A 17,375-nucleotide genomic window follows, 5' to 3' on the forward strand; every position below is an offset into this window, starting at 1 on the left:
GGCCCTATCACAAATTGGAGATGAACAATGACAAATCGTTCCTACAACATGGATGATGAAATCTACGGATCCAGCACGCTGGCGAAGCCGCTCCCCAAATCAGGGTTCCCCGCTGATGAGCAATCGCCGCGCTGGGTTTGCGCTGCCGTACGCGACGAATTGATGCTGGATGGCAATGCACGCCAGAACCTCGCAACCTTCTGCCAGACCTGGGAAGAGCCCGAAGTGCACGAGCTGATGGATGCATGCATCGACAAGAACATGATCGACAAGGATGAGTATCCACAGACTGCGGAGATTGAAGCACGCTGTGTCCGCATGCTGGCTGATCTCTGGAACGCGCCCGAGGGGCCAGCGACGGGCTGCTCGACGACAGGCTCGAGTGAGGCAGCTATGTTGGGTGGGCTGGCCATGAAACGCCGCTGGGAGGCCAAGCGCCGCGCGGATGGCAAGTCAATCGACAAGCCCAACCTCGTGACTGGTCCGGTACAGGTTTGCTGGCACAAATTCACCCGTTACTGGGATATCGAGCATCGCGAGATCCCTATGGAGAAGGGGCGGCTGCTGATGACCCCCGAGGAAGCTCTGAAATACTGCGATGAGAATACGATAGGCGTGGTTCCGACCCTCGGTGTGACCTTCACCGGTGAGTACGAACCTGTGAAAGCCGTTAGCGACGCGCTCGATCAGTTGGAACGTGACACAGGTCTTGATATCCCAATCCATGTGGACGGTGCCAGCGGAGGATTTCTGGCGCCATTCTGCGCACCGGATCTGGAATGGGATTTTTGCCTTCCACGGGTGCGCTCGATCAACGCGTCGGGACACAAGTTCGGCCTCGCCCCCCTCGGAGTCGGGTGGGTGCTATGGCGCGAGGAAAGTGACTTACCCGAGAACATGATCTTCTGGGTCAATTATCTGGGCGGTAACATGAAGGACATTGCCCTTAACTTCTCGCGGCCCGGTGGTCAGATTGTATGCCAATACTACAACTTCGTCCGGCTTGGCCGCGAGGGATACGAAAAGGTGCACGGGGCCTGCTATGACAGCGCGGCGTTCCTCGCCGCCGAGATCGCCGCGCTGGGCCCTTTCGAGATCGTTTTCGATGGGGATCGCAGCCGCGGCATCCCAGCGGTATCGTGGAAGCTGAAGGACGGCAGTGAGCCCGGATTCACTCTTTTTGATCTTGCCGATCGTTTGCGGGTGCGTGGCTGGCAGGTGCCGGCTTATACACTGCCCTCTGATTGCGAGGATCAGGCAATTCAGCGGATTCTTGTGCGCAACGGCGTCAGCGGGGATTTATGTGCGCTGCTGATCGATGACATGAAAGCGGCATTGTCGCATATCTCGGCTCATCCCAAGCAGGTGCCCCTCGCAGAAGAGGACGCCTCAGGGTTTCATCACTGAATGCACCATTCTATTGCTCCAGAGCTTTGTACTACTGTCGAAACCTGCTAACGGTTGAATTGACTGTCTCTGAATGCGGATCGCGGGCTTTCAACGGATCCGCTTCAGAGTGAAGGCAGGCGTCTGAACGAGATGCACGGCAGACCAACGCTGAATAGGGTTCGCGTGTCTGCCTTTAAAGGGTGCTGGCCTCGATGGCCTACTGCTTAGCCTTCGCTGCAGCTGCAACCAATTGTCTTTCGAGTTCGAGAGTGAGGAAGTTCAGTGTACCACTGTCGGCGAATTTGCCGCTGACTTTGCCAGCGATTCCATGCTCGACAGTCAGTTCGTTCACGAGGTTGAGCTTCAGTTGGGGAGCACCCTCGGCGAGGTCGAGGTCGCTCAGGTCGACCCAGACGATGTTGGGGCGGGTGGTCGATTCGAAGACGTAGCGCCTATTGGTCAGGTCGCTGACAGTCTGCCAAAGCGTCTGGGATGCATCTGGCTTGCCGGGATCCGGGATCCGGAACGGTTGTGCTACGTTGCGGATGACGCTGAACATCGCTGCAACGGCCTGTAGCTGTGTCTGAGGCTGATCCAGGCGGCTCACGTAGTACGCAGCCCGGGCGAATCGGTCGCTTGCAAGAGTCGAACCAGGAATAGGCTGGTCGCCGCCAAGCCCGCTGATGGTCTTGACTAGCTCAAGCTGTTGGTCGTATGTGGGCGAGTTTGTCATCACACGGTACTCGCGGCTGTGGTAGACCTTGGGCCTTCCATCACTATACTCGATGATGCATGAATCGCCGGTGGCGTCATTAAGAGCTAGGTGGATCGCCGGCGGTGTCCCACCGGTGGGGTCCATCATCTGGATCACTTGAACGTCAGACTTTTCGATCCATTCGACAGCTTCTGCAACGGTGGAGTAGTTGTCGAGGAAGTACTGCATCCAGATGGCCTGGCTCAATTGCGGACGGCTGTCGTCTGGGGTGCCGTAGTCTGACTCCGCCAACCACAGTACATGGCCTGCCAGGCCAGCCTCATTCAGGCCATCGACCGAGATCATGTCGAAGGCAGTCGCAACGACGCTGCCGTACTTCGACGTCCATGCCAGCTTTCCCTGTACTCCGTCGTCGCGTGCGATGCCCTGCGGTTGCGTCCACAGGTTCGTCATCAAGTCTTTGTGAAAGTCCATGTTGCGACCGACGATGACCGACCCGTTGGCATCTGGCCAAACCACTCGCGTGCACATACGGCTCCTCCTTTCGTTTCGTTGCTACTGGCACATTACCAGGATAGGCCCGGCATTGCCCTCTGCTATAGGCAGTATAAGCCACCTTCTGGGCAGTCGGCTTTAAAGGATCGGCCCCAGCATGGCGGTGATGTTGTTGACCAACCGGCGGTGGCGGGGCCAGTTGGCAACATCATTGGGGTCAACGCGTACCGAGCTGTCGAGGTAGTGCTGCTGGCGTTGGCGGATCTGCTGGGTTAGGCCGGGGTCGTAGACCAGGATATTGTTCTCGTAGTTGAGCTCGAAGCTGCGCCGGTCCATATTGGCGGAGCCGATGAGGCTGATTTCTCCATCAAGAGTGAGCGACTTGGTATGTAGTAGGCCACCGACGTACTCATAGATTTGCACACCGGCGTTGAGTAGTTCGGCGTAGTAGCTGCGGCTGGCAGCGGCCACTATGCGGCTGTCGTTGCGTTGAGGAAAGATAATGAGCGTCTCTACACCGCGACGAGCGCTGGCGCAGAGTGCGGCCTGCAAAGGTTCGTCCGGCACATAGTATGGTGTGGTGATAACTAGGCTGTGGCGGGCGCTGTAAATCAGGGCTTCGAACAGTTCCGGCATGGCCGAGTAGCGCACCGTTGGGCCGGTACCGATCACCTGAGCGCTGATGCCAGGCTGGGCGACGGGGAGTGGTCGGCGCAGTAGAGCGTGGATGTCGTCATCAACATGCGCCATCCAGTCACTGGCGAACAGGTGTTGGTTCTGGCGTGCAATTGGCCCTTCAAAGCGGATCATAAGATCGACCCAGGGCGCGTACTTGGCCTTGACGCGAAACTCAGGGTCGGCGCAATTCTGGCTACCGCAGTAGGTTATGTGGTCGTCAATGACGACGATTTTGCGGTGATTGCGTAAATCGATACGACCGCCGAGCATGCGCAGAATCGGATTGCCGATAGGCAGAGCTCGTGCAAGCTGAACGCCAGCAGCGTGCATCTCCCGCCAGTGCTTGGAGTGGATCATAGCTCGTGCGCCAAGGTCATCGGCCATAGCGCGGCATATGACGCCACGCGAGGCGGCACGTATCAGGGCCTGGGCGACTTTGAGGCCATTGTAATCGGCCAACCAGATGTAAAACAGCAGATGGACGTGATCCTGAGCGGCATCGATGTCGGCAACTAGTGCCTCGATGGCGGCGTTAGAGTCCTGCAGTATTTGGGCGTGGTTGCCGCCGACCGGCTGGAACCCGCTGATGGTGTGGCCCACCTGAAACAAGTGCTGATAGCATTCCGGAATCTGTGGAACGAGGTTGGGTGAATTGGCTCCGGGTGTGGCCTGCAGCGTTGGTGCTTGCGCCATTACCGTGCGCATCCGCTCGGCACGCTTGCGGCCGATGTTGGTCTCACCGAAAAGCAGATAAGTGATGATGCCGCCGATAGGTAGGGCGATGATGACCACCACCCAGGTTAGCCTTGCCCTTGGGTCGCGGTGTGGTTTGAGCAGAACACGGATGATTAACAGCCACTGAATAGCCAGATGCAACGCAGCGCTGAGAGCAGCTAGAACGATAGAGTCACTGATGCCGTTCATGTTAAGTGTGCTTCCTCATGCGGATACTGCAGGGAAATCACCACTAACCGACTCCCGCCCATACCCGAATAGGCGGCCTGTGCTGATCTGACTCCGCGCCATTTCGCCAGCCGTCAGTGATTCATTGTTACTTTCATTTCTTTCTCGATTGCTATGGGCACAGTATATATTGTGTCACCGAGTCTGTCGGTACCCTGGAAGGTGGCAAACGCAAAGCGGGCCATAAAGGCCCGCTTGGTAGCGCCATACGTATGTAACCAACCTAGCTATTAGGGGTTTCTGTCACGCAGTTCGGCAGGTGTCATGTGTGTATCGACGGTTTGATGCTGAGCGGTCGACTCTGCGTGAACAATCTGATTATCTTCGCTGGAACCTCTTTCGGCCAAGGCCACGCCTGAGAATAGGGCCATTGCAATAGCGGTTACTAATGTAAATGCTTTCATAACTTATATACCTCACATTTGAAATTTTGACTCTGAACGAGTGGCGACTAATCATCGCGCTGTGTTCGACAAGAGGTATTGTAAGCAGGCTAACTAAATATAAAAAGTGATTAAAATAGTATGGCTCATACTAAATTTTAGAATGAATGGGCTGTGGTACATTGAATAGCCGGTGCCAAGCCCCTCTGAGCAAGCCCCTCTGAGATAGGTGTAGGGCATAACTGATAAACAAGAATGGGATCAGAAACGTTGCTGTGCAGGGCGGAAAGGCGAGAAGTTTTTAGCCGGCAAGGCTACTTTACGTTGTCGAAAATGTCTCGTATCTGGTGAGTACTGGGTGGGTGGATACGTCGACGGTACATTTGCCGATTACTTCAAGGCCATGAAAGGGCGAGAAGTTTTCCGCCCTCCGGCCATATATTCATTAGTCGTAAGCTATAAGTCGTGACTCAGTCGGATATCCCCCCCGCATGATAATTATGAATATGTTAATTATCTGAATAGCCACTATAAAACTGATAACATATTGATTTTATATGATTATAAAGAGGTCTTTGCATCTATGTGCTTTGCTCGCTTAGGTATGCGGGTCAACCTGAGAGGTATTGGTAGCGCGACCACGTAAACGTAACACTGACCTGCACTGTCATTCCTGTGCAGGTAACTACCATGTTGCAAACCACTGATGCCGTTGAACGGGCATCCTACGCGGAAGTCTCTGCTTTCAAGCCAATCTCACTTGTCATGGGAGTCATCATTGGCTTAGGTGTTTTCTTCCTTCTGCCTGATACGCTGGCCTTCAATGCTCGACTTGTCGCTGGTATCGCTATGTTGATGGCTACCTGGTGGATGACGGAGTCGATTCCTATTCCTGCCACGTCATTGCTGCCGCTGGTGCTATTCCCTTTTTTCGATATTGCTTCGGTTGGTGCGACCGCCTCGCCCTATGCTCACAGCATTGTCTTTCTAGTATTGGGAGGCGTGCTGTTGGGCCTGGCAACGCAGCGTTGGAATTTACACCGCCGCTTCGCGCTACTGACGGTACTCGCCGTGGGTACCAAGCCTGCTCAAATTGTCTTTGGTCTGATGTTCGCTAGCTGGTTTATCACCATGTGGGTCAGTAATACCGCCACCGCAGTGATTATGGTGCCAATCGGAGGCTCGATCATCGCGCTAGTAAAGTCACTGGGTAACGGTGATGACACGCCCAAGTTTTCTGCCGCTGTGCTATTGGGCATTGCCTATGCCATCACCATTGGCTCTATGGCCACGTTGATCGGCCAGCCGCCAATGGCCCTCATGCGTGCTTATATGGAAGACACCCACGGGCTTAGCATTAGCTTTGGTCACTGGATGCTGGTGGGGGTGCCGTTCTCATTCACCATGCTGATGTTGGCTTGGTTAGTGCTTAACAAGCTGGTGTTCCGTTCGGAAGTTGAGAATATCCATGGCGGGAGGACAATGATCGAGGCAGAACTTAAGGGAATGGGCCGTTTATCGCCTGAAGAGTCGCGTGTGTTGATGGTCTTTGCCGGGGCAGTGTTCTGTTGGGTCTTCGTGCCGTTAATCGCGGGACTTCCTGTAGTGCAGAGTGTGCTGCCTTGGTTGGGTAACATCAACGACACCAGTGTGGCGATTCTTGCGGCTATTCTGATGTTTGTGATTCCGGCCTCTAAAGGAAAAGGTGCGCTGCTGGAGTGGTCGGCTACTCGGGACGTGCCCTGGGGAGTGCTGATTCTATTTGGGGGTGGCCTAACACTTTCAGCCCAGTTCACTGCCACTGGCTTGAGTGCTTGGGTTGGCGAGAGCGTCTCGGGGTTGTCGGGGCTACCGCCAATTTTGATTCTAGCTATCACGGCTATCGTCATTATCCTATTGACCGAGCTAACCAGTAACACGGCGACGGCGGCGGCCTTCTTTCCGATTATGGGATCTATCGCCGTTGGGTTGGGTATTGAACCCTTCCTGATGACCATTGTGGTTACCTTTGCCGTGAGCTGCGCCTTTATGTTGCCCGTGGCGACACCTTCCAATGCGGTGGCTTTCGCAACAGGGGATCTTCCGATCAAGAACATGATCCGGGCAGGTATTTGGCTCAACGTCATCGGCTTACTGATGATTATGATTGCGCTCTACACCATTGTTCCTCTGGTATTTGGTGTCTCTTTCTAACCAGTGGTTATTAACATCATTAGTAGCGATTCGGATTTGGTGCTGATTAATCTTTGCTCTAGGTCTTGAAGATAACGTGTGCCTGGACAGTAATTACCCTGGCACACTCCAACGCCGCGCTGGTCGAGAGCACCGTCGCTCTATGCGAGAGACATGGGCGCCCGGTGGCTACCTGGCAGCAAGCGCATGAGAGATTTGGGTTATAAACAAAAAATGACAACGAATAAGTAGGAGTAAAGAGATGACAAATGCCACTGTCGTGGGTAATGCACCGGAGATTGATGAGATTAAGCGCGTTGTACAGCTGTATGTTGATGGCTTTCAGGGCAGTATAGAAAAGCTTCAGGAAGCATTTCATAAGAATGCGTGGATTTTTGCTCTAGACGCTGATGGCGCCTTGGCAACCGACCTAATCAGCGACCGCTTCGAACGCTGGGCGAATAGCCAGCGAGTGGTCAAGAGCCGCTTTATTGCCATCACTCAGGCCGGAGAGGTCGCCAGTGTGCTGCTAGGCTTTGATAATAGTGAAAATCTTGAGGATTCCTGGGTAGATGTGATTGCGCTACTCAAGATACAAGGCACTTGGAAAATCACCAATAAGACCGCTGCTCATAGCAGTCGCGCGGCATGGGCCAAGCCGTAGTCGGCTCGACAGGGGGCAATGTGAGAAAGACGGCAGTGGTGATACCACTGCCGTTTTGGGTTGTGGCGACTTTAGGTTAAATATGCGAGAGCACCTACTGCCATGGCTTCGATGCCAGTGCGTAGAGTGACGTCGTTGCCTGGGTAATAGTAGGGCGAGTGTGGCATTTCAAGGTGGCGCATTTTCTGTGACACGCTTGCCCCTGAGGTTTTTGCCCAGCGCGCGGCAGGCGTGGCGCCAATAAACCAGTAGACGTAGGGAATATCTTCGCCACCAAAACCGCCTGCCTCGGTATTACCAAAGAGCGGGAAATCTTCACTACCGTTAATACGTGGCATGGCGTAGAGGTTGGCATTACCAAAGTGCCTCGCGTGGGCGCGGCGAACATGCTCTACCGCCATCGGATCGTTGTGTAGGGTGATAGTCCCATTTAGCACTCGAAATTCCGGCGGGTTGGGCGAACGGCCTGCCTCGCATTCTGCGCGGATGATTCGCTCAATAGACGCCACTACTTGGCTATGCAGTGCATCATCAAAGCTACGGATATTAATCTCAAGCTCTGCGAAGTGGGGAATGATATTTGCCTGGGTACCCGCGTGAAGCTTTCCTACGGTGACTACCACTGTTTCTTCCGGTGGCACTTCCCGGGAAACGATACTCTGAAGGCGGGTGATAACATGCGCAGCAATCACTACCGGATCTACCGTTTGTGCGGGCATGGAGCCGTGGCCCCCAGCACCATGAATAGTCACCGCCAAATTAGTACATGCGGCCATGGCGCTCCCAGAGATATGCCCAACGCTGCCTGCTAATGCTGGCATATTGTGTTGCCCTAAAATGATGTCTGGGCGTGGGAAACGCTCATAGAGACCATCATTTAACATCGCTTTGGCGCCGCCAAAAATCTCTTCAGCAGGCTGACAGATCAGCATCAACGTGCCGGACCAGTGCTGCTTTAGCGCTGCCATCACAGCTGCTGCCCCCACTATACAGCTGCTGTGTAGGTCATGCCCGCAGGCGTGCATCAGTGGTACTTCATTGCCATCCGCTGCAGTAGTAGTTTCTTTACTGGCAAAATCGAGCCCAGTCTCCTCCTTGATGGGAAGGGCATCCATATCGCCACGCAGCATGACGGTAGGGCCAGTTCCGTTATTAATTAGAGCGACGACGCCAGTGCCGCCTACGCCGCGTGTCACTTCATAGCCAAGACTTTCCAAAGCATCGGCGAGTCGCGCACTAGTTTTATACTCCTGGAAGGGAAGCTCGGGCGTCCGATGCAACTCACGGTATAGCGTTTGAATATCTACGAACGTTGCCTCTGCCTGTTTGCTGATAGCATCTTTTAAATTGAAACATTCTGTTTGGGTAGCCATGTTATTCTCCAGGCGTTCAATGGGAGTGTGTTGAGGTAGGAGCTGTAAGGGCAGGCTTAACGAGCCACTGCCAAGCTGTCACAACGCCAACGTTGAGCAGCATTGCCCAGACCCCAGCGTGCCAGCCAAGTGGAGAGCTCCAGGCGAACTCCATCAGCAAGTAGGCTAGGCTGCCGAATAGGGCGCCCGCCATGACGCTGGCACGGCGCAGCTGTGGCATAAACAGTGCGCCAATCACCATAGGGAAGAGCTGGACAATCAATCCGTAAGCGCCGAGCAGGAGTAGTACCAGCGATGACGGGTTGGCCAGCGCGAACAGGTAAGCAATTAATGAGAGGCCGAGCACGCTCCAGCGTGTTGCGCTGACGACCGCTTTCTCGCTGGCGCCTTTCATCATGGTGGGACCGAATACATCACGCACCAACACCACGGCAGCGGTATGGGCTAGGTTAGCGCCAGTAGACATGGCAGCAGCCAGTGCGCCGGAGAGCATCAAACCGATGACCCAGGGCGAGAAGTTGGCCACGTCCATCACCATGCGTAGTAGTACCGTATCAGAGCGCTCTAAAGGAGTATCGGAGAAGGTCAAGATGCCAGCAAAGCCGATAAACAGCAGCGGCACCAGCAGGTAGGCGTAGAGCGGGTAAAAGACACTGACTTTGCGCAGTGTTTTGCCACTATCAGCAGAGTAGAACTTCATAAACAGATGCGGCCACATGGCACCGCCGAAAGCGCTGACGAGTACTGCAGTGCTGAAGTAGCCCCAGTTCATGCCAGTGGCCCCAGGCATGGTCAGATATTCCGGCATGGTTAACTGGATCTGGCTAAACATTTCGCCTACGCCGCCGTAGAGGCGCTCCGATATCGACAGGCCTAGGAACCAAGCGATGACTATCATCATGATACCTTGGAGTAGGTTGGTCCAGCCGATGCCGTTTAGGCCACTGCAGAAGACGTAGGCGGCGACCACCAGGAAGGCCAGCAGCGCACCCAGCCAGAACGGAATCAGGCCATCAGTAGCCGCCTGAAACAGTAAGCCGGCACCGGCTATCTGGATGGTAAGGTAGGGCACCAGTGCAAGCACGCCGATCACCCCGGCCAGCATACCCAGCGTTTTGCTTTGGTAGTGATCGGTAATCATGTCGCCTTGAGTGAGATAACCCCGCTCCCGACCTAATTTGGCCACTCGCGGCCCCATGGCCCAAATAGTGATGGGTATTAGCGACAGGTAAGCCAGAATATAAAAGGCTGGTGCACCGTGCTGATAGCTCCAGCCTGGAGCACCCAGGAATGCAAATGCGGAGAAGATCTCGGCACCGAGGATGAAGAACAGAATCACCACACCCACATGTCGTCCTCCCGCTACATAGCCCTCCAAGCTTGAATTTTCCTGACCTCGAGCGCGAAGCCCCACCCATAGCACCAGAGCGAGATAAGTTAAGGTGATGCCGACGACAATGAACGAATCATTCATGGCGACCACCTCTGTGGCGAACCACAAAGGCAACCCACATGCCGACAAAAAGAATCAGCATCCAAAGGATGTACCAGAAAAATAGAAAGGGCAGCCCAAGCACGGTAGGTTCGATACGATTAGCGATCAGGGCGCCGGGCCAGATCATTGCTAGGGTGCACACGGCAAAGTGCAACCCCGTTAGAAGGTGATAGGTCTTGTTCATAGGTTTCCTGCTCGCCATGGCGAGTCTTGTTATGGGTTGTTGATTCACTATGAAACAAGGATAGAGATACCAAAAATATAGATTTTAGATGCTAGCCATATCATATAGGCATGGGTGGGCGATGTGGTCTCAAATGGTGGCAGCTGCGTTGAGCTGCCCTTAAAGGCGAGTAAACGAGCTTATGGGAGGAAATAATTAGCCAATGGAGTTTCGCCAGCTGGAGTATTTTATTGCCGTAGTGGAGACAGGGTCGATTTCTGCTGCTAGCCGAAAAGTGCATGTCGCTCAGCCTGCGTTGACACGGCAGATGCGGCTATTGGAAGAAGATGTTGGTACACGGCTTCTTGATCGTCACGCTCGCGGTATTCGATTGACTGTGGCGGGGCGTGCGCTTTATGGCGAGGCTACACGAATGTTAGATGAACGTGCGGACCTCAAGACGCGTTTGTTGGCGCTGGGTAGTGGTCAAACTGGTAAACTCAGTCTTGGAGTAACCGTGACGCATTTGTGGGTACCGGAAGTGGCTAGGCTTATGGGCGGCTATCGCCGTCGCTATCCACATGTAGCCCTGGATGTCTTTCCTCTCCTTTCTGGCCCTCAGCTGGAGAAGCTACAACAGGGTGGCATCGATGTCGGTATTATCTATCACGATGATCATGCACCGTCAGGCATCAAGGCACATCTGCTACAGCGCGATCACTTGATCCTCGCCGTACCTACCACTTCGTCCTGGGCGCAATTGCCACCGACAAACCTAGCGGAGCTTGCTGGGGTTGAATTTGTATGGGGGTACCGCAGCATTTCACCGGTCTATCACGACCGCGTGGTCGCACACTTTTCACGCTTAAATTTCGAGCCCCACGTAGTGCAGTATGGTGCCGATAACATCACCATCCTCAGTATGGTGGCGGCAGGTTTGGGTGTGGCGATTGTGCCGGCCGCCAGTCGCAGTCACCCTATGCCAGGCATCCATTTTATAGAGCTAGATGAGTTAACTACCTGCGATATGCCGTTATGGCTAGCATGGCGAATAGGTAATATTACTCCTGTGCTCGATAATTTTATTCAAATGGCGGTAGATATATTTGAGTAAAGCGGGTGCCTTAAACGTTGGCGTTCGTCAAAGCCCTTTACTCAGAAAACATGCTAAACATCAGCCCCCGCAACCAGCGGTTGCCGGGATCTTGATGAAACCGGCGGTGCCAGAAGAGGTTGATGGGAATCTCTGGAAACGCGAGAGGGTGCTGACGAACGGTGAGCCCAAATCGTTCACACGTCGCTTCGGCCAGCTTCCCCGTCACCGTTACCACTAGATCGCTGCTGCTCACAATGTAGGGAACGGCAGCGAAATGCGGCAGCGTTAATCTAACCGGGCGCTTAATACCAGCGTTTGCTAGCTGCTCTTCTACTTCCCCGTGGCCGGTTCCCTGCGCAACGACAACGGCGTGATGGGCTGAGCGAAACTCCTCTAAGCCGAACTCACCTGTGGCGAGTGGGTGGTCATGGCGCATGAGGCAGACATAGCGCTGCACAAATAGCCGCTGTTGATAAAAGCCTGCGCCAAGCTGTGGGATCAGTCCAACGGCTAAATCGATCTGACCCTCTTCCATCTCGTATTTCAGCTCATTGTTGTGGCTGCGTGCGGTGTGGAGGGAGATACCTGGTGCCGCTTGGGAGAAATGCTGCAGTAAGCGTGGCAGAAAAACGATTTCACCAATGTCCGTCATGTTGAGATTAAAGGTGCGCTCACTCAGTGCTGGGTTGAAATCGTCGCGCCGGTTCAAGGTGTCATTCACTCTGGCTAACGCGTCCGCAATGCCGGGGTGAAGCTGGCTGGCGCGAGGCGTCGGCTGGAGCCCTTGCGAGGTGCGTTCGAAGAGCTCATCCCCCAATAAGAGGCGCAAACGCTTTAACGCATGGCTTACCGCTGGCTGCGTAAGGCCAAGGTGTAGTGCGACCCGCTGAGTGTTTTGCTCTTGGTACAGCAGGTCAAACACAACCAGCAAATTCAGGTCGATATTGGCAAGCTTGACCATCAGGATGCGCTCTGTTGAGGGTTCGACAATAGTCTATTTTCGTCGCAGGTAGTGTCTTCAACTCTTTGATTCATATTGTTATTAGCACCGTTTATAGTTCAAATTAAGGGGGCTGTGTGGTGGCCGTTGTTTCATCCTAATAGCGTTAGGGGCAGAGCGTGAAGCTCACCATGATAACGATAAATCCTTGAGCGGAGTGAAACATGCCAGCCAAACATACACAGCAAAAACGTCTCTCAATTGGCATTGTCGGTGGCGGTATCGGTGGCGTAGCCTTCGCCGTCGCGCTATCCCGGGACCGCAACCTTGATGTTCAACTTTTCGAAGCGGCCCCCCAGTTCTCAGAAATTGGCGCCGGGGTCTCCTTTGGCCCCAACGCGGTAAAAGCCATTCAGCTGCTGGGGTTGGAAGAGGCTTATCAGCGGATTGCCGACTCTTCACCAGCCCCCTTTGAGGATGTGTGGTTTGAGTGGCGGCGGGGTAGTGATGATGGCTACTTAACTGCCAGTTTAGCCCCTGGTGTGGGCCAGTCTTCAGTTCACCGTGCCGATTTTCTGGATGCCATTGTCGCCAACCTACCAGATAGCATCGCTCACTTCGGTAAGCGCTGTATCGAGGTGAAGCAAGATACCTATAGCGCCACCGCCTGCTTTGACGACGGCACGCACTTTACCGGCGATGTGATTATCGGCTTTGATGGCATTAAATCCGCGGTGCGCCGTCATGTCTTGCCCCCAGAGGAGTACGGCGAGATAAATCCATTTTGGAGTGGCACCTACGCTTATCGCGGCATGATTCCGACTGACCAACTAGAGGCTGCCTTGGAGGCTAAGGGCAGTGAGAAGCGCCTAGCGCTGGTGCCCCAGATGTATTTAGGCAGAGACCGGCACATTCTGACCTTCCCGGTTAAACAGTCGCAATTGATTAACGTGGTTGCCTTTATCACCGACCGCTCAACAGCTAATCCAGCACTGCCTGAAGGTGAAGAGTGGGTACAAACCGTCACCCAACAGGAGATGCTGGACGTCTTTGAGGGCTGGAGCCCTGCTTGCCAGGCAATGCTTGAATGCATTCCTGAGCCAACCCGCTGGGCGCTGCATGAGTTACCGGAACTGGCTCACTACCATCGTGGTCGGGTGCTGATTGTTGGTGACGCCGCCCACGCGTTAGTACCCCACCAGGGGGCCGGGGCTGGTCAGGCACTTGAAGATGCCTATGTGCTCGCCACTCTGCTGACGGATGCCAGTTGCCACCGCGACAACGTAAGCGATGTGCTAGCCGCCTTCGAACAGGTGCGCCGTGCACGTACCTGCAAAGTGCAGCGCACTTCTCATGAGGCGGGCGATGTATACGAGTATGCGGGTGTTGGTATTGGCAGTGATGAGAGCAAGCTCATCGAGAACCTGGAAAACCGCTTCGATTGGCTCTGGAATCATGACCCCCAGGATGACGTATTGTCGGCAAGGAAGGCATTAGGGCTAGTCAACTAGCCTGAGTTACCCACTTAGCAATGAGATAACGTCGATTTTCCAGCGTAGTCTTATTCTTTTGTCGCAAGAGACGCCTGTTTCAGTGCGCTTTGGAGAATGCGGTGGAACGCTATAAATAACGGCTGGACATAGGGTTTAGCGCTAGTTCAGCCCTTAGTAGTGAGTTACTGGTAATAGATCAACACGTGTTTGCAGTGCATTTACATAAGTATTGTCACCAAATTGGTGATGATACTTAATTCATAGCAGCGCTATTTTTTTAAGTATTTGAAATAAAAAAAGAATTATCAATTATAAAATAATGGATAGCGTAATAGGAAAAATTAAAGTGCCCAAACCAACGTGGTTGTCAGCTAAATGGGTAGGATTGTCCGCTTATTGGTAATACCTCCTCGGTATGGCCAAGCACCTAAACAATATTGGTTCCGACTTCTAACGCCAATCAAACTGATACCTAGTTAAATGATTGCCAGACGCTGGAGCTGCCATGTCAACCGTCATCCAACATATTGAGACGCTGCTGGTCGACCTACCGACCATCCGTCCTCACAAACTCTCCATGACCACCATGGCCTGCCAAACCATGGTCATTGTGCGCATGCGTCACTCTGACGGGATCGAAGGGCTCGGCGAAGGCACCACGATTGGTGGCCTCGCCTATGGCCCGGAAAGCCCGGAGAGCATCAAGCGTAATATCGATACCTACCTTGCACCGCTGTTGATCGGTCAGCCTTCTCACAATGTTCATCAGTTGCGTGCCCGACTCAATCGCCACGCCCGCGGCAATATGATTGCCAAGTCAGCACTAGAGACCGCGTTATTAGATGCCCAGGGCAAGCGCTTGGGCTTGAGTATCGCTGACCTTCTTGGTGGCGCTCATCAACAACACTTGCCCGTGCTATGGACGCTGGCCAGCGGCGATACCGCCAAGGATATCGATGAGGCGTTGCTGCGTTTAGAACAGCGCCGCCACTGCGACTTCAAACTTAAAATTGGCGCTAATCCGCTTGATCAGGACGTACGTCATGTGGCGGCGATTAAAGAGGCTCTGGGTGACCGTGCCAGTGTGCGAGTTGATGTTAATCAAGCCTGGGATGAATCCACGGCAGTGCGGGGTATTCAGGCGCTGCAGGATGCCGGCATTGAGCTGATTGAACAACCGATTCCCGCCCGAGAGCACGCCGGTTTAGTACGTTTGGCTAACCGTTTCAACGTGCCAATGCTGGCTGACGAGGCTGTGCAGGATGCCCGCGATGGGTTAGATCTAGTCTGTAGCGGCTTTAATGGTGCTTTCGCCCTCAAGATTGCCAAATCCGGCGGCATTCACGGTGTGCTGGAACTGGCTCATGTGGCGCAAGCGGCGGGGATCGGCCTGTATGGCGGCACATTGCTAGAGGGCACCATTGGCACGGCCGCCGCTCTACACGCCTGGGCGACGCTGCCCGAAATGGCCTGGGGCACGGAAATGTTCGGCCCGCTGCTGTTAAAAGATGACATTGTCGTTGAGCCCCTCAACTACACCGAGTTTGGGGTTGAGTTGCCGCAAGGGCCAGGACTGGGCATCACCTTAGATGAAGATAAGTTGGCTCATTATTCACGTAAATAAACGCCAGGTAAATAAAGCCATCGCTTGCGTTCGCCCGCGATTCAAGAGGAGAGACGTATGCTGTTTCAAGTAGAGATGACCGTTAAGTTGCCGACCGATATGCCAGCAGAGCAAGCGGCAAAGATTAAGGCGACTGAAAAGGCGTATTCCCAAGACCTACAGCGTCAGGGCAAATGGCGCCACTTGTGGCGGGTAGCGGGTAGCTACTCGAATGTCAGTATTTTTGACGTGGAAGACAACGCCGAGCTGCAAGAGCTCGTCAGTAACCTGCCGCTTTTCCCCTATATGGAGATCTCCGTCAAACCCCTCTGTCGCCATCCCTCTTCGGTGCGGGACGACGACAGCTAATTACCCATAGAACACGCCAGTTCTTCTTATAAAAAATAGTTTATAAAGATAGAGGTTACACCATGACTGTGAAGATATTCGATACCCCCGAAGTGCAAGACTTCATTAAAACTGTCGCCGGTTTCGACCAGACTGGCGGCAATGAGCGCGCCAAGCAGATCGTTCATCGCCTGGTCGGCGACCTGTTCAAGCTGATCGACGACTTCGATGTCACCGAGGAAGAGTACTGGGCAGGCGTTAACCTCCTCAATGCCCTGGGTAGTCAAACCCAGTTCGGGTTGCTCTCGCCCGGTCTCGGCTTTGACCACTTCCTGGACATGCGCCAGGACGCCATCGATGCCGAAGCCAAGCGCACCGGCGGCACCCCGCGCACCATCGAAGGCCCCCTCTACGTGGCCGGTGCCCCGGAAGCGGAAGGGTTCGCCCGCATGGACGACGGCAGTGATCCCGATGCCGAGGTGATGTGGCTGACCGGTCAGGTGCGCGATGTCGACGGTACCCCGATCCCTGGCGCCAAAGTTGAAATCTGGCACTGCAACTCCCAGGGCGGCTACTCGTTCTTTGATCCCTCCCAGGACGAGTACAACATGCGCCGCACGATCTACGCAGACAGCGACGGCCGCTACTCCGCGCGCAGCATTATTCCCTCCGGCTACGGCGTACCCGAAGGCGCACCCACCGATGTGGTGCTCAAGTCCCTGGGCCGTCACGGCGAACGTCCGGCGCATATCCACTACTTCGTCTCCGCCCCGGGCCACCAGCACCTGACCACCCAGATCAACCTGGCGGGCGACCCCTACACCTTTGACGACTTCGCCTTCGCCACCCGGGAAGAGCTGGTCGTCCCCGCCGAGCGTATCGAAGACCCGGCCGAGATTGCCAAGCGCGACCTGGACGGCCCCTTCTCCCATGTGGTGTTTAACGTCGAACTGGCCCAAACCGAAGCCCCCGAGCTGCAAGTGCGCCACGCCCGCCCACGGGCTAAAGAAGACGACCAGGATCTGGCTAGCCAGCTCGCCGGTACTGCCAAGGTTTAAGCGACCGAGCTCTGTCACCGTGACAGCGGCGGGCCACCGGCCCGTCGCTGCGAGATATAACAGCGCGACATAATAAATACGAGGAGAGAGATCATGACCACGCAGCTTGATCAGCTCGAGGCCCGCGTGCGCGGCGCCGTCCAAGACGACCCCGCCCAGGGCATCTTCCGCTGCCACCGCAGCATGTTCACCGACCCCGCCTTCTTTGAACTTGAACTCAAGCACATCTTCGAAGGCAACTGGCTGTTCCTGGCCCACGAGAGCCAGGTAGCGGAACCCGGTGACTACATGACCGTCACCATGGGTCGCCAGCCGGTGATCATCACCCGCGACAAGCAGGGCGAACT

Annotated in this window: 16 protein-coding genes and 1 pseudogene; 10 read left to right on the plus strand and 7 right to left on the minus strand. The window is 54.7% G+C overall.

All coding sequences use genetic code 11. The features are described from left to right. The first annotated feature begins 27 nt into the window (after nucleotides 1-27). Nucleotides 28-1,407: a glutamate decarboxylase gene (gene gad, locus CPA45_RS07850; protein WP_096650999.1), complete on the plus strand. Its 1,380-nt coding sequence runs from the start codon at nucleotides 28-30 to the stop codon at nucleotides 1,405-1,407. 199 nt (nucleotides 1,408-1,606) lie between these two features. Here gad and CPA45_RS07855 read toward each other — a convergent pair whose 3' ends face one another. The 3 genes from CPA45_RS07855 to CPA45_RS22815 form a co-directional block, all read right to left on the minus strand. Further along, nucleotides 1,607-2,635, minus strand: a complete 1,029-nt coding sequence (locus CPA45_RS07855) for a linear amide C-N hydrolase (RefSeq protein ID WP_096651000.1) — start codon at nucleotides 2,633-2,635, stop codon at nucleotides 1,607-1,609. Between the two features lie 102 nt (nucleotides 2,636-2,737). Next, nucleotides 2,738-4,201, minus strand: coding sequence for a cardiolipin synthase (gene cls / locus CPA45_RS07860; RefSeq protein WP_096651001.1), 1,464 nt, complete (start codon nucleotides 4,199-4,201; stop codon nucleotides 2,738-2,740). Between the two features lie 269 nt (nucleotides 4,202-4,470). Next, a complete protein-coding gene (locus CPA45_RS22815; protein WP_165771518.1) occupies nucleotides 4,471-4,644 on the minus strand; it encodes a hypothetical protein in 174 nt (57 codons plus the stop codon). A 669-nt stretch (nucleotides 4,645-5,313) separates the two neighbouring features. Between CPA45_RS22815 and CPA45_RS07865 the strand changes: the two genes are divergently transcribed. The 3 genes from CPA45_RS07865 (at nucleotide 5,314) to CPA45_RS07875 (ending at nucleotide 7,459) form a co-directional block, all read left to right on the plus strand. Continuing rightward, on the plus strand, nucleotides 5,314-6,816 hold the full coding sequence (locus CPA45_RS07865; protein WP_208858467.1) for an SLC13 family permease: 1,503 nt from the start codon (nucleotides 5,314-5,316) through the stop codon (nucleotides 6,814-6,816). 65 nt (nucleotides 6,817-6,881) lie between these two features. Next, nucleotides 6,882-7,022, plus strand: a complete 141-nt coding sequence (locus CPA45_RS07870; protein ID WP_244287551.1) for a 3-keto-5-aminohexanoate cleavage protein — start codon at nucleotides 6,882-6,884, stop codon at nucleotides 7,020-7,022. Between the two features lie 35 nt (nucleotides 7,023-7,057). Then, on the plus strand, nucleotides 7,058-7,459 hold the full coding sequence (locus tag CPA45_RS07875; protein WP_096651002.1) for a nuclear transport factor 2 family protein: 402 nt from the start codon (nucleotides 7,058-7,060) through the stop codon (nucleotides 7,457-7,459). Nucleotides 7,460-7,530: 71 nt separating this feature from the next. On the opposite strand, the gene CPA45_RS07880 is transcribed toward CPA45_RS07875, so the two are convergent. From CPA45_RS07880 to CPA45_RS07890, 3 genes are read right to left on the minus strand one after another with little or no spacing between them, the layout of a single operon-like run. Further along, a complete protein-coding gene (locus CPA45_RS07880; protein WP_096651003.1) occupies nucleotides 7,531-8,832 on the minus strand; it encodes an amidohydrolase in 1,302 nt (433 codons plus the stop codon). 16 nt (nucleotides 8,833-8,848) lie between these two features. Further along, nucleotides 8,849-10,306 carry a sodium:solute symporter family protein gene (locus tag CPA45_RS07885; RefSeq protein ID WP_096651004.1) on the minus strand — a complete coding sequence of 486 codons (1,458 nt, stop codon included), beginning with the start codon at nucleotides 10,304-10,306 and terminating at the stop codon, nucleotides 8,849-8,851. Then, entirely contained in the window at nucleotides 10,299-10,511 is a 213-nt protein-coding gene (locus tag CPA45_RS07890) for a DUF3311 domain-containing protein (RefSeq protein ID WP_096651005.1), read from the minus strand. The genes CPA45_RS07885 and CPA45_RS07890 overlap by 8 nt, the downstream gene beginning before the upstream one ends. Nucleotides 10,512-10,713: 202 nt before the next feature. Between CPA45_RS07890 and CPA45_RS07895 the strand changes: the two genes are divergently transcribed. Continuing rightward, nucleotides 10,714-11,604 (plus strand): LysR family transcriptional regulator, encoded by an 891-nt coding sequence (locus CPA45_RS07895; protein ID WP_096651006.1) that lies wholly within the window; start codon nucleotides 10,714-10,716, stop codon nucleotides 11,602-11,604. Between the two features lie 37 nt (nucleotides 11,605-11,641). Here the strand turns inward: CPA45_RS07895 and CPA45_RS07900 are convergent, their stop codons facing one another. After that, complete coding sequence (locus CPA45_RS07900; protein ID WP_096651007.1) at nucleotides 11,642-12,547, minus strand: LysR family transcriptional regulator; 906 nt, start codon at nucleotides 12,545-12,547, stop codon at nucleotides 11,642-11,644. Nucleotides 12,548-12,750: 203 nt separating this feature from the next. Between CPA45_RS07900 and salA the strand changes: the two genes are divergently transcribed. The 5 genes and pseudogenes from salA to CPA45_RS07925 form a co-directional block, all read left to right on the plus strand. Next, a complete protein-coding gene (salA, locus tag CPA45_RS07905) occupies nucleotides 12,751-14,037 on the plus strand; it encodes a salicylate 1-monooxygenase (protein ID WP_096651008.1) in 1,287 nt (428 codons plus the stop codon). Between the two features lie 487 nt (nucleotides 14,038-14,524). Then, nucleotides 14,525-15,643: a muconate/chloromuconate family cycloisomerase gene (locus tag CPA45_RS07910; protein WP_096651009.1), complete on the plus strand. Its 1,119-nt coding sequence runs from the start codon at nucleotides 14,525-14,527 to the stop codon at nucleotides 15,641-15,643. 57 nt (nucleotides 15,644-15,700) lie between these two features. Beyond that, nucleotides 15,701-15,991 carry a muconolactone Delta-isomerase gene (catC, locus tag CPA45_RS07915; protein WP_096651010.1) on the plus strand — a complete coding sequence of 97 codons (291 nt, stop codon included), beginning with the start codon at nucleotides 15,701-15,703 and terminating at the stop codon, nucleotides 15,989-15,991. 62 nt (nucleotides 15,992-16,053) lie between these two features. Further along, complete coding sequence (gene catA, locus CPA45_RS07920) at nucleotides 16,054-17,028, plus strand: catechol 1,2-dioxygenase (RefSeq protein ID WP_096651011.1); 975 nt, start codon at nucleotides 16,054-16,056, stop codon at nucleotides 17,026-17,028. A gap of 93 nt (nucleotides 17,029-17,121) precedes the next feature. Next, nucleotides 17,122-17,375: pseudogene (locus tag CPA45_RS07925) on the plus strand (benzoate 1,2-dioxygenase large subunit); the annotation flags it as partial.

The sequence above is a fragment of the Vreelandella nigrificans genome (assembly GCF_002374315.1).
In the GTDB taxonomy this organism is placed as follows: Bacteria; Pseudomonadota; Gammaproteobacteria; order Pseudomonadales; family Halomonadaceae; genus Vreelandella; species Vreelandella nigrificans.

Coding starts and splice junctions, on each gene's coding strand:
- gad (WP_096650999.1), top strand. CDS start 28: ATGACAAATCGTTCCTACAACATGGATGATGAAATCTACGGATCCAGC.
- CPA45_RS07855 (WP_096651000.1), bottom strand. CDS start 2,635: ATGTGCACGCGAGTGGTTTGGCCAGATGCCAACGGGTCGGTCATCGTC.
- cls (WP_096651001.1), bottom strand. CDS start 4,201: ATGAACGGCATCAGTGACTCTATCGTTCTAGCTGCTCTCAGCGCTGCG.
- CPA45_RS22815 (WP_165771518.1), bottom strand. CDS start 4,644: ATGAAAGCATTTACATTAGTAACCGCTATTGCAATGGCCCTATTCTCA.
- CPA45_RS07865 (WP_208858467.1), top strand. CDS start 5,314: ATGTTGCAAACCACTGATGCCGTTGAACGGGCATCCTACGCGGAAGTC.
- CPA45_RS07875 (WP_096651002.1), top strand. CDS start 7,058: ATGACAAATGCCACTGTCGTGGGTAATGCACCGGAGATTGATGAGATT.
- CPA45_RS07880 (WP_096651003.1), bottom strand. CDS start 8,832: ATGGCTACCCAAACAGAATGTTTCAATTTAAAAGATGCTATCAGCAAA.
- CPA45_RS07885 (WP_096651004.1), bottom strand. CDS start 10,306: ATGAATGATTCGTTCATTGTCGTCGGCATCACCTTAACTTATCTCGCT.
- CPA45_RS07890 (WP_096651005.1), bottom strand. CDS start 10,511: ATGAACAAGACCTATCACCTTCTAACGGGGTTGCACTTTGCCGTGTGC.
- CPA45_RS07895 (WP_096651006.1), top strand. CDS start 10,714: ATGGAGTTTCGCCAGCTGGAGTATTTTATTGCCGTAGTGGAGACAGGG.
- CPA45_RS07900 (WP_096651007.1), bottom strand. CDS start 12,547: ATGGTCAAGCTTGCCAATATCGACCTGAATTTGCTGGTTGTGTTTGAC.
- salA (WP_096651008.1), top strand. CDS start 12,751: ATGCCAGCCAAACATACACAGCAAAAACGTCTCTCAATTGGCATTGTC.
- CPA45_RS07910 (WP_096651009.1), top strand. CDS start 14,525: ATGTCAACCGTCATCCAACATATTGAGACGCTGCTGGTCGACCTACCG.
- catC (WP_096651010.1), top strand. CDS start 15,701: ATGCTGTTTCAAGTAGAGATGACCGTTAAGTTGCCGACCGATATGCCA.
- catA (WP_096651011.1), top strand. CDS start 16,054: ATGACTGTGAAGATATTCGATACCCCCGAAGTGCAAGACTTCATTAAA.